Here is an 11,748-nt window from a genome sequence, read left to right as displayed (position 1 = left end):
GGGGTCAGCGTCTGCAGGTCGATCCACGCGGCGCTGCCGCCCGGAGCAGCCACGGCCACGCCGCTGGCGTCACCGGTGCCGCGCGCCCACGTGCCGGCAACGGACAGACCGGAGCGCTGGTCGGAGGCGAGGTGCTCCGCGACCCAGGCCGGAACCGCCTCGGGCGCCAGCACCTGGCCGTCGACGTCGAAGCCCTCCTCGGCCTCGGGTGCGGCTGCCTCGACGGTGGCGAAGAGACGGTCGCGCAGGACGCGGAACTCGAGGCCGTCGAAGACCGTGTGCACCTCCTCGCGGCTCCACTGGCTGCGCTGGAGGTCCTCGACCGCGACGCCGACCGGGCTGTCCTTGACGAGCTGGTTGAGGCGCCGGTTGCGCAGCACCTGGTCGAGGTGGTCACGCAGCGACTGGCCCGCCTTGCCGGGGATCTTGTCGATGCTGGCGACGATGCCGTCGAGGTCGCCGTACTGGGTGATCCACTTCGCCGCGGTCTTGGGCCCGACCCCGGGGACGCCGGGCAGGTTGTCCGAGCTCTCACCGACCATGGCCGCGAGGTCGCTGTAGCGGGTCGGGGGGACGCCGTACTTCTCCTCGACCTCCTTGGGACCCATGCGCCACACCTCGGAGACGCCGCGGACGGGGTAGAGGATCGTCACCCGGTCGGAGACGAGCTGGAACGTGTCACGGTCGCCCGAGCAGATGAGGACATCGATGTCCTTGGCCTCGGCCTGCGTGGCGATCGTCGCGATGATGTCGTCGGCCTCGTAGCCGTCGAGCTCGACGAACGTGATCCGCAGCGCGTCGAGGATCTCCTTGACGAGCGGGATCTGCCCCTGGAACTCGTCCGGAGTGCGGGCGCGGCCCGCCTTGTAGTCGGAGTACTCCTCGGTGCGGAACGAGTGGCGCGCCTTGTCGAAGGCCACCACCACGTGCGTCGGCTCCTCGTCGCGCAGCATGTTGATGAGCATCGAGGTGAAGCCGTAGACGGCGTTGGTGTGCTGCCCGGTGCTCGTGGAGAAGTTCTCGGCAGGGAGCGCGAAGAACGCGCGATAGGCCAGCGAGTGTCCGTCGAGGAGGAGAAGTCGGCTCACACCGGAAGCCTAGTGGCGCCCACCCACACCCCACGAAACGCGTGCGGGTCCCTGAGGGCGAGCTCCCGGCCCGGCTGGTGGTCGGGGGTGCACGGGGGCGGAGCCCCCGTGGGCCGGCATACGATCGCGCCCATGACTGACTCTTCGACGCACGCGGCTGGCCAGACCCTCGACGACATGCGGTCCATGGCCGAGGGCACGCTCCTCGAGCGCATGCAGATCGAGATGACGGAGGTGTCTCCGGACCGCCTCGTCGCGACGATGCCGGTCGCGGGCAACACCCAGCCGTACGGCCTGCTCCACGGCGGCGCGAGCGTCGTCCTGGCAGAGACGCTCGGCTCGATCGGCGCCCAGCTCCACGCCGGGCCCGGCCGGGTGGCCGTCGGCCTCGACATCAACGCCACCCACCACCGCGCCGCCCGGGCCGGCGTCGTGACCGGCACGGCGACGCTGCTCAGCGCCGGACGCACGCTGGTCAGCTACGACGTCGTCGTCACCGACGAGGACGGCAGGCGAGTCTGCACCTCGAGGATCACCTGCCTGCTGCGGGACGCAGCACCCGGGGCCTGACGGACGCGCAGCCGAGGGTCCCGGTCAGCCGGCGATCTTCGGGTCGTGCCGCGGCGCCCGCGCCCTCGCGCGCAGGTCGCGGCGGCGCTGCAGCAGGTCGAGCGACACCCGCTGGGGTCGCGGCTCCCCCGCCAGCTTCCGCTGGAGCGCCGCGGATGACGCCACGCGACGCACGGTCTCGGGGGCGAAGCCGAGACGCGCGAAGAAGCGGTTGGCCTCGCGGTCACCTGCGGGAACCGCACTGGCGAGGTGCTCGCAGCCCTGGCGGTCGGCGTAGCGGCTGGCCGACGAGAGCAACGAGCGCCCGATGCCCTGGCGGCGGAAGTCCGGGTGCACGAAGAGCATGTCGATCGACACGCACGGCGAGTCGACGAGCAAGCTCCGTGTCGAGTCCGCGAGGACGACGTAACCCGCCGGCCGATCATCGGTGAACGCGATGAAGGCGCAGATGTCGTTGCGCTGCAAGGCATTTCGCAGGGTGCCGTCGAGCGCGAGGCGCTGGGCGGCCTCCGGGGTGGTTCCCCCCTCGATCCGGTGCGCGATCCACAGTTCGATGAACTGCGAGTGCAGCCCCTCGTCGACGCGCTGAACCGAGACCACTGCTCGCCCCATCATTCCTCCCGTTCCAGCCCTGAGGTCACCCGGCTGAGACTACGACCATAGACGCTCGGACGGAAGAGGAATCGGCAGGTCGGCCCTCCCGGTGGGGAGGTGCCACGACCGTTGTCGTGGCACCTCCTTCGGATTCCTTGGCGGCCGCTCTGGGCCGGAATGCCGCGTGGCTGCCGGGCGCAGACGTGGCCTAGGCCTCGCCGCCGAGGTAGGCCGCCTTGACGGCCGGGTCGTCGGCGAGCTCCCGGCCCGTGCCCTCGCGGACGATCTCGCCCGTCTCGAGGATGTAGGCGCGGTGCGAACGCTTGAGCGCCTGGGCCGCGTTCTGCTCGACGAGCAGCACCGTGGTGCCCTGGCTGTTGATCTCCGTCACGATGTCGAAGATCTGCTGGATGAGCTTCGGTGCCAGACCCATCGAGGGCTCGTCGAGCAGCAGCAGTCTCGGCTTGGCCATGAGTGCACGGCCCATCGCGAGCATCTGCTGCTCCCCACCGGACATCGAGCCGGCGGCCTGGTTGCTGCGCTCCTTGAGGCGTGGGAAGAGCTCGAAGACGCGTTCGAGGTCGTCCTTGACCGCCTTGGTCTTGCGGTCCGGGCGCGCGTAGGTGCCCATCTCGAGGTTCTCCATGACCGTCATGCCGACGAAACACCCGCGGCCCTCGGGCGACTGCGAGATGCCGAGGACCGGCCGCTCGTGCGAGGGCGTGTGGGTGATGTCCTCGCCGTTGAAGAAGACCGTGCCGGCCCGCACCGGGCGCAGGCCCGAGACGGTCTTCATCGTCGTCGTCTTGCCCGCACCGTTGGCCCCGATGAGGGTGACGATCTCGCCCTCCTCGACCGTGAAGCTGATGTCGCGGATGGCCTCGATGCGCCCGTAGTTGACGCACAGGCCCTTGACCTCAAGAAGCATCTTCTTCATCAACTCCAAGGTAGGCGGCGATGACTGCGGGGTTGTCGCGGATCTCCGCCGGCGAGCCCTCGGCGATCTTGCGGCCGAACTCGAGGACGACGATCCGGTCGGTCACACCCATGACGAGCTTCATGTCGTGCTCGATGAGCAGCACGGTGTAGCCCTGGTCGCGGATCGTGCGGATCAGCTCCATGAGCTTGGCCTTCTCCGCCGGGTTGAAGCCGGCCGCCGGCTCGTCCAGGCAGAGCAGCTGCGGGCTCGTGGCCAGAGCACGCGCGATCTCGAGCCGGCGCTGGTCGCCGTACGGCAGGTTGCGTGCGAGCTCGTCCGCCTTGCCGTCGAGCCCCATGAAGGTCAGCAGCTCCATGGCCCGCTCGTAGCCCTGCGACTCCTCCTTGCGGTGCTTCGGCAGGCGGAACATCGCCGAGACCACACCGGTCGTGTGGTGCGCGTCGACACCGACGAGGACGTTCTCGAGCGCCGTCATGTTGGCGAAGAGCCGGATGTTCTGGAACGTGCGGGCGATGCCGAGCTTGGTGATCTCGAACTTCTTGCGCTTGCCGAGCGGCTCGCCGAGGTAGCGCACCGCACCCGAGGTGGGCTGGTAGACGCCCGTCATGACGTTGAAGCAGGTCGTCTTGCCGGCGCCGTTGGGACCGATGAGGCCGAGGATCTCGCCCTTGTTGATGTGGAAGCTCACCTCGTTGAGCGCCACGACGCCGCCGAAGCGCAGGGTGACCTCGTCGACCTCGAGCAGCTTCTCGCCCTCGGCCACGACCGGGACGYCGATGTCCTCGGGAGCGATGACGACGTCGGGGTTGATGTCGGTGACCTCGTCGACGGACAGCGGCTGACGGGGCTGGACCGGCTGGTCGGGCTGGACCGGCTGGTCGGGCTGGACTGGCTGGGCTGGCTGGACTGGCTGGGCTGGCTGGACTGCGTCAGACATTGCCTTCTCCTTCCTCGAGGACGGCCTGTCGGGCATCGGCACGCTTGGCACGGACGGTGCGTTTCGGCGGCAGCAGGCCCTGGGGGCGGAAGATCGCGAGCAGCATCAGGGCGAGGCCGAAGACGAGCACGCGGAAGTCCGCGAAGTCACGGAAGCGCTCCGGGAAGTAGCCGACGACGATCGCGCCCACGATGACGCCCCACCGGTTGCCGGCGCCACCGACGACGACGGCGGCGAGGAAGAGGATCGACAGGAGCAGCTCGAAGCTCTGCGGATTGATGAAGCCCGACTTCGTCGCGAAGAGCGCGCCGGAGAGTCCGCCGATGGCCGCACCCAGCGCGAACGCCAGCAGCTTGAAGCGGAAGGTGGGCACTCCCATCAGCTCTGCAGCGTCCTCGTCCTCTCGCGTCGCCTCCCAGGCCCGCCCGACCCGGCTGTTCTTGACCAGGATGTCGAAGAGCAGGACGAGACCGATGACGACGAGCGCGAGCCAGTAGTACGGGACGAAGTCGCTGATCCCGAACTTGAGGAACGTCGACGTCGTGTCGAGGTCGATGACCGGGACGCCGCCGCTCCAGTCGAGGCTCGGCACCTGGAAGACCACGACGCTCGGGGGTTTCGGGATGTCCGAGATGCCCTGGGCACCGCCGAGCCACTGCGAGTTGACCAGGCACAGGCGCACGATCTCACCGAAGCCGAGCGTGACGATGGCGAGGTAGTCACCACGCACCCGCAGCGTCGGGGCACCGAGGATGACGCCCGAGATCATGGCCGCACCGATCGCGATGGGCACCACGACGATCCACGAGAGGTGGGCGTGTTCGGAGCTCAGGACACCGACGGTGTAGGCGCCGATCGCGTAGAACCCGACGTAGCCGAGGTCGAGCAGGCCGGCGTAGCCGACGACGATGTTGAGGCCCAGCGCCACGAGGACATACGTGGAGACCGTGAACAGCACGCCGCCGAAGTCCGAGCCCTCGGTGGTGATGACGGGGATGTTGAGCATCGGCAGCAGGAACAGGAAGATCGCGAAGAGGACCCAGAGGCCGATCTTCGCAGGCTTGGGCAGCGAGTCCACGCGCTCCTTGAACCCGGGACGGGGCGCCTTGACGGTGGGGGCGGTGACGGTTCTCGTGGTGCTCATGCGCGGGCCTTTCCGAGCGACTCACCGAGCAGACCGGTGGGCCGGAAGAGGAGGATGAGGATCAGCAGGACGAACGCGACGACGTCCTTCCACTGCGTGCCGACGAGGGCGGAGCCGTAGTTCTCGGCGAGGCCGAGGACGAAGCCGCCGAGGAGGGCACCGCGCAGGTTGCCGATGCCGCCGAGGACGGCTGCCGTGAAGGCCTTGACGCCGAGGATGAAGCCGACGTCGTAGCGGGTGATCCCGATCTTCAACATGTAGAAGACCGCCGCGGCGCCGGCCATGACGCCGCCCACGAGGAAGGTCACCTGGATGACGCGGTCTCGGTTGACACCCATCAGTGCGGCGGCCTCGGGATCCATCGCGACGGCCCGGATGCCTCGGCCGAGACGTGAGCGCTTCACGAACTGGTCGAGGATCACCATGAGCACGATGGCTCCTACGATGACGAAGATGTCGACGTTGGTCACCGAGTAGTCGACCAGCGTGAACACCGGTTGCGGTGAGAACACCTCCGGCATCCCGGTGTTGTTGCGCGAGTTGGCGACGTAGGCGCGCAGGTACGTGTCGAAACCGACCGCGCCGGTGATCTGCTGGCGAAGCCCCATGAGCTCGGAGAGCACGAACGAGGCGCCGATGGCCGAGATCAGGGCGATGAGCGGTGGCGCATTGCGCTTGCGCAACGGCCGGTAGGCGAAACGCTCGAGCAGGACCGCGACGAGGCCCGACATGAGCATCGCGGCCACGAACATCATGGCGATCCAGAAGATCACGTTGCCCAGGCTGCCTCCGGCCTTGCCGCCGAGGAAGACGACGATCCACAGGCAGGCGAAGGTGCCGTACATGAAGACCTCGGAGTGCGCGAAGTTGATGAGGCGCAGCACGCCGTAGACGAGCGTGTAGCCGAGGGCGACGAGGGCGTAGACGGCCCCGAGCGTCAGACCCGTGATGGTCAGGGCGAAGAAGTTGTCCAACAGGTACTGCATCCAAGACCTCCTGGGCCGGGTGCGGTGGGCGGGATCGTACGTCCGGTGTCACCGCACGAAGGGCGGTCGGAGCGTAGTGCTCCGACCGCCCTGAACGATGACGACCGTGCTACTTGATCTCGCCGACGGACGTGAACTTACCGCCCTCGACCTTGTAGGCGAAGACCTTGATGTCGGAGGACTCGCCCTTGGCGTCGAACTTCAGCTGCTTCGTGACGCCCTTCTTGTCGTAGGACTTCACGAAGTCGATCATGCTCGAGCGGTCCTTGCCGGCGGCGATGCCGTCGAGCAGGATCGTCGCGGCGTCGTAGCCCTCACCGGAGTAGGTGTTGGGGTCCTGGTTGTACTTCGCCTTGTACGCCGAAGCGAAGGTCGGCGCGATGTCGGCCGGGACGCAGGGGCAGGTCACGATGGCGCCGTCGGCGGCCGGACCGGCGTTGTCGATGAACGACTGGTCCTTGACGCCGTCCGCGGCGACGAAGGTGCCCTTCCAGCCCGCGTCACGCAGCTGCTTGGCGAGCGGGGCCGCCTCGGGCGCGTAGCCGCCGAAGAAGAGCGCGTCGGCGCCTGAGGACTTGACCTTGGTCACGGAAGCGCTGAAGTCGGTCTGCTTCTGCTGGATCGTGTCGTTGCCGACGACGGCCGAGCCGAGGTCCTGGCGGACGATGTCGGCCAGACCCTTGCCGTACTCCGACGCGTCGTCGATGACGAACGGCTTCGCGGCCTTGAGCGTGTCCTTGATGTACTTCGAAGCTGCGGGGCCCTGGGTGGCGTCGTTGCCGAGGACACGGAAGAAGGTCTTCCAGCTGTTGTCGGCGAGCTTGGGGTTCGTGGCCGACGGCGTGATGGTGACGAGGCCTGCCTCGTTGAACGCCGGGTCGGCGGCCTTGGACTCACCCGAGAATGCGGGCCCGACGATGCCGGCGACCTTCTTGTCGTCGATGGCCTTCTTGGCGAGGGCCGGCGCCTGCGTCGGGTCACCCTGCGAGTCGTAGTTCTCGAGGGTCACCTTGCAGTCGGCGTGCTTCTTGTTGTAGTCGTCGAGAGCGAGGTTCACGCCGTTCTGGATGTAGATGCCCAGGTTGGCGTTCGGGCCGGTGAGGGCACCGAACATGCCGATCTTCTGGTCGCAAGCGGCCTTGGCTGCGCCGCCGGAGCCGCCGGCCGACGAGGTGTCGCCGCCCTTGGTGCCGCAGGCGCCGAGAGCAAGCGCTGCAACCGCGAGCGGCACAACGAGCTTGAGGGTAGAACGCACGGATGTCCTCCTGATGTCACTCATCCCTCTGATGAGGGCTGACACGGAGACTAGGCGGAATCGCGTTCGCGGTCATCCATATTGGGCGATCGGTGACCGTGTCGTAACCTCTGTCGCCCTCGCGGCCGGAGGATCTCCGGCGCAGCCGGGCTCAGGACGTCGGGAAGCCGTTGATGACGGCCTCGGCGACCTCTTTCATCCCGAGGCGGCGGTCCATCGCCGTCTTCTGGATCCACCGGAACGCATCGGACTCGCTCAGCTTCAGCTGGGTCATGAGCACGCCCTTGGCCCGGTCGACGAGCTTGCGCGTCTCGAGCCGCTCGCCGAGGTCGGCGATCTCGGCCTCGAGGGCCTTGAGCTCCTGCCAGCGCGACGTGGCGATGTCGATGGCCGGGCGAAGGTCGTCGGCCGTGAACGGCTTGACGATGTAGGCCATGACGCCGGCGTCGCGGGCCCGCTCCACGAGCTCGGTCTGCGAGAACGCCGTGAGCATGATGACGGGGCACAGCTTCGACTCGTGCAGCTGCTCGGCGGCGGACAGGCCGTCGAGGACCGGCATCTTGACGTCCATGATGACGAGGTCGGGCTTGACCTCCTTGGCCAGCTCGACGGCCTGCTCGCCGTTGCTGGCCTGGCCGACGACGTCGTAGCCCTGCTCCCCGAGCATCTCCACGAGGTCGAGGCGGATGAGGGCCTCGTCCTCRGCGACGAGGATCCGGGTCGCCCCCGTCCGGTCGGCAGTGGTGTCCGYGGCCTCCGACGACGCAGCATCCTCGGAGGGGACGGCAGGCGTGGTGGCGGTGCCAGGGGTCGGCTTGGGCGTCGTGCTCTCGTCGGTGCTCACGGGGAAATCCTATCCGGGGTGAGATTTCCGGCGCGTTTCGGGACGGTCAAGCCGCGGCTTCTCCTCGTCGCCGCGCAGCGGGAGCCATCGAGGGGTGGACCGGTCGAGAGTGCCGAGGGCGGGACTCGAACCCGCACGGCCTTTCGGCCAGAGCATTTTGAGTGCCCCGTGTCTGCCATTCCACCACCCCGGCCGGAGTGCCGCGCCAGCATACCGGCGCGGACCGTGAGCTCCGTCAGCTGGTGACTTCCTCCGGCCGGTAGGCAGGAGCGGCACGGTTGACGGCGTCGCCGACCCGGTGGACGCGCAGCGCGTTCGTCGAGCCCGGGATGCCGGGGGGCGAGCCGGCGACGATGACGACACGGTCACCCTCGGCGACGCGGCCCTCGGGGATGAGCTTGAGGTCGACCTGCATCGCGAACTGGTCGGTGTGGTGCATGCGCGGCACGAGGTAGGTCTCGATGCCCCAGACCAGGGCGAGCCGTGAGCGGACCCGGGGCTCAGAGGTGAAGGCGAGCATGGGCTGGCGGGGCCGGATGCGGGCCATCCGCGTGGCCGACCCGCCCGTCTCGGTGAAGACGATGAGGAACTTCGACCCGACGACCTCGCCGATCTCGACCGCGGCCTTGGTCACCGCTCCCCCGACCGTCTTGGGGTTGGTCGGCATGCGGACGATCTTGTCGAAGCCCTTCTCCTCGGTCGACTCGATGATGCGTGCCATGGTGCGCACCGAGTCGATGGGCCACGCGCCGACCGACGTCTCGCCGGAGAGCATGAGCGCGTCGGCGCCGTCGAGCACCGCGTTGGCGGCGTCGGAGGCCTCGGCCCGCGTCGGGCGGGGGTTCTCGATCATCGACTCGAGCACCTGGGTGGCGACGATGACCGGCTTGGCCTCGCGGCGGGCGAGCTCGATGGCGCGCTTCTGCACGAGCGGCACGTCCTCGAGCGGCATCTCGACGCCGAGGTCACCGCGGGCGACCATGATGCCGTCGAAGGCTGCGACGATGCCCTCGAGGTTGTCGACCGCCTGCGGCTTCTCGATCTTGGCGATGACGGGGATGCGGTCGCCGAACTCGTCCATGATGGCGTGCACGTCGACGATGTCCTCGGCCGAGCGCACGAACGACAACGCGATCATGTCGACGCCCAGGCGCATGGCGAACCGCAGGTCCTCGCGGTCCTTCTCCGACAGGGCCGGCACGCTGACGGCGACGCCGGGCAGGTTGATCCCCTTGTTGTTGCTGACGACCCCACCGATGACGGTCTCGGTCATGACGTCGGTGTCGTTCACCTCGACCGCGCGCAGCATGACCTTGCCGTCGTCGATGAGCAGGACGTCACCCGGCGTCACGTCACCGGGCAGGCCGGCATACGTCGTCCCGACGATGCTGTCGTCGCCCTCGACGTCGCGGGTCGTGATGGTGAAGCGCTGTCCGGGGCTCAGCGTCACGGGCCCGGAGGCGAAGCGACCGGTCCGGATCTTCGGGCCCTGCAGGTCGACGAGGACGCCGACGGCGCGGCCCGAGGCGTCACCCGCGGCACGGACGTCGCGGTAGACCTGCTCGTGCACGGCGTGGTCCCCGTGCGAGAGGTTGAGGCGCGCCACGTCCATCCCGGCGTAGACGAGAGCACGCAGCTGCGAAGGCGATGAGGTCTTGGGGCCGATGGTGCAGACGATCTTGGCGCGGCGCATGCTTCAACCTTAGGGGTGCTGTGACGCGGGTCACCGAGCGGGTTCGCAGAGTGGGCAGGCCCCCGCCGGTCAGACGGTGAGCGGCCGATCGGTCGGTGCGATGGGTCGCGGCAGGGCGCTCGACCCCGTGAGCCAGGCGTCGACTCCAGCGGCCGCTGCGCGGCCCTCGGCGATGGCCCAGACGATGAGCGACTGGCCGCGGCCGGCGTCGCCGGCGACGAAGACGCCGGGGACCGAGCTCATGAAGTTCTTGTCGCGCCGGACGTTGCTGCGCTCGTCGAGATCGACGCCGAGCTGCTCGACGACCCCGCTCGGCTGCGGCCCGAGGAAGCCCATCGCGAACAGCACGAGCTGCGCGGGGATCTCGCGCTCGGTGCCCGGCTTGGCGGTGGGCCGGCCGTCGACGAGCTCGACCTCGGTCAGCCGCAGCGCCGCGACGTTGCCCTCGTCGTCCCCGACGAACTCGGTCGTGCTCACGGCATACAGCCGCTCGCCACCCTCCTCGTGGGCGCTCGCGACGCGGTAGAGCATCGGGTAGGTCGGCCACGGCTGGTTGCCGGGACGGTCCTCCCCGGGCTGCGGCAGGATCTCGAGACTGGTCACCGAGGSCGCGCCCTGGCGGTGCGACGTCCCGATGCAGTCGGCGCCGGTGTCGCCGCCGCCGATGACGACGACGTGCTTGTCGGTCGCGAGGATCTGGTCCTCGACGTGCTCGCCGAGGGCGGCGCGGTTGCCCTGCGGGAGGAAGTCCATCGCCTGGTGGATGCCGCCCAGCTGCCGTCCGGGGACGTCGAGGTCGCGCGGCACGGTCGCCCCGAGAGCGAGCACGACCGCGTCGTAGCGGTCCCGCAGCTGGCGGCCGGTGATGTCGACTCCGACGTCCATGCCGTTGCGGAAACGGGTGCCTTCGGCCGTCATCTGGTCGAGGCGGCGGTCGAGCACCGACTTCTCCATCTTGAACTCCGGGATGCCGTAGCGCAGCAGCCCACCGGCCTTGTCGGCACGCTCGAAGACGGCCACGGTGTGGCCGGCCCGGGTCAGCTGCTGGGCCGCGGCCAGGCCCGCAGGGCCCGAACCCACCACGGCGACGGTCTTGCCCGAGAGTCGCTCGGGCGGCAGCGGCGTCACGAGCCCCTCGTCGAAGGCACGCTCGATCGTCGTGACCTCGACCTGCTTGATCGTCACGGCCGGCTGGTTGATGCCGAGGACGCACGCGGTCTCGCACGGCGCAGGGCAGAGCCGGCCGGTGAACTCCGGGAAGTTGTTCGTCGCGTGCAGGCGCTCGATCGCGTCGGACCAGTCGCCGCGCCACGCGAAGTTGTTCCACTCGGGGATGAGGTTGCCGAGCGGACAGCCGGAGTGGCAGAACGGGATGCCGCAGTCCATGCAGCGACCAGCCTGGCGCTGGAGCTGTCCGAGCTCCTGCTCCTCGTAGACCTCCTTCCAGTCCCGGATGCGCACCGGGACGGGACGGCGGGTCGGGAGCTCCCGCTCGCGGGTGGTGAGAAAGCCTTGGGGGTCAGCCACGGGAAGCCTCCATGATCCGGTTCCACACTTCGGGTCCGTCGGGGTCGAGGCCCTGCTCCTGCGCCTCGGCCCGGACGTCGAGGACGCGCTGGAAGGCGCGCGGGAGCACGAGCGTGAAGCGCTCGCGCGCGGTCGACCAGTCGTCGAGCAGCGCTTGTGCGACGGGCGAC

At 68.9% G+C, this 11,748-nt stretch carries 11 protein-coding genes and 1 tRNA gene; 1 reads left to right on the top strand and 11 read right to left on the bottom strand.

Annotated features, from left to right (window positions below; translation table 11 throughout):
* Positions 1-1,088 (bottom strand): 5'-3' exonuclease (locus tag AC1DP0_RS09780; protein ID WP_478084118.1); only part of this gene is annotated, 1,088 nt, incomplete at its 3' end.
* Positions 1,089-1,220: 132 nt separating this feature from the next.
* On the opposite strand from AC1DP0_RS09780, the gene AC1DP0_RS09775 reads away from it, so the two are divergent.
* Positions 1,221-1,658, top strand: a complete 438-nt coding sequence (locus tag AC1DP0_RS09775; protein ID WP_478084116.1) for a PaaI family thioesterase — start codon at positions 1,221-1,223, stop codon at positions 1,656-1,658.
* 24 nt (positions 1,659-1,682) lie between these two features.
* Here the strand turns inward: AC1DP0_RS09775 and AC1DP0_RS09770 are convergent, their stop codons facing one another.
* The 10 genes from AC1DP0_RS09770 to AC1DP0_RS09725 form a co-directional block, all read right to left on the bottom strand.
* The gene (locus tag AC1DP0_RS09770; RefSeq protein WP_478084114.1) at positions 1,683-2,270 is read right to left on the bottom strand and encodes a GNAT family N-acetyltransferase; all 588 of its coding nucleotides are present in this window, start codon (positions 2,268-2,270) and stop codon (positions 1,683-1,685) included.
* A gap of 190 nt (positions 2,271-2,460) precedes the next feature.
* Positions 2,461-3,180: an ABC transporter ATP-binding protein gene (locus AC1DP0_RS09765; RefSeq protein ID WP_478084119.1), complete on the bottom strand. Its 720-nt coding sequence runs from the start codon at positions 3,178-3,180 to the stop codon at positions 2,461-2,463.
* Entirely contained in the window at positions 3,170-4,129 is a 960-nt protein-coding gene (locus AC1DP0_RS09760) for an ABC transporter ATP-binding protein (RefSeq protein WP_478084112.1), read from the bottom strand. The genes AC1DP0_RS09765 and AC1DP0_RS09760 overlap by 11 nt, the downstream gene beginning before the upstream one ends.
* Entirely contained in the window at positions 4,122-5,273 is a 1,152-nt protein-coding gene (locus AC1DP0_RS09755) for a branched-chain amino acid ABC transporter permease (protein WP_478084110.1), read from the bottom strand. Before AC1DP0_RS09755 ends, AC1DP0_RS09760 begins: the two co-directional genes overlap by 8 nt.
* On the bottom strand, positions 5,270-6,259 hold the full coding sequence (locus AC1DP0_RS09750) for a branched-chain amino acid ABC transporter permease (protein WP_478084106.1): 990 nt from the start codon (positions 6,257-6,259) through the stop codon (positions 5,270-5,272). Before AC1DP0_RS09750 ends, AC1DP0_RS09755 begins: the two co-directional genes overlap by 4 nt.
* A 109-nt stretch (positions 6,260-6,368) precedes the next feature.
* Positions 6,369-7,514 (bottom strand): branched-chain amino acid ABC transporter substrate-binding protein, encoded by a 1,146-nt coding sequence (locus tag AC1DP0_RS09745; RefSeq protein WP_478084104.1) that lies wholly within the window; start codon positions 7,512-7,514, stop codon positions 6,369-6,371.
* Between the two features lie 151 nt (positions 7,515-7,665).
* Entirely contained in the window at positions 7,666-8,358 is a 693-nt protein-coding gene (locus AC1DP0_RS09740; RefSeq protein ID WP_478084103.1) for an ANTAR domain-containing response regulator, read from the bottom strand.
* Between the two features lie 110 nt (positions 8,359-8,468).
* Positions 8,469-8,551, bottom strand: a tRNA-Leu gene (locus AC1DP0_RS09735).
* Between the two features lie 42 nt (positions 8,552-8,593).
* Positions 8,594-10,051 (bottom strand): pyruvate kinase, encoded by a 1,458-nt coding sequence (gene pyk, locus AC1DP0_RS09730; RefSeq protein ID WP_478084102.1) that lies wholly within the window; start codon positions 10,049-10,051, stop codon positions 8,594-8,596.
* Between the two features lie 69 nt (positions 10,052-10,120).
* A complete protein-coding gene (locus tag AC1DP0_RS09725) occupies positions 10,121-11,578 on the bottom strand; it encodes a glutamate synthase subunit beta (RefSeq protein ID WP_478084101.1) in 1,458 nt (485 codons plus the stop codon).
* Positions 11,579-11,748 lie beyond the last annotated feature (170 nt).

It is taken from the genome of Terrabacter sp. P5_B1 (assembly GCF_056400505.1).
Note: the sequence above shows the minus strand (reverse complement) of the source record. Positions and strands in the feature narration are given on the sequence as shown.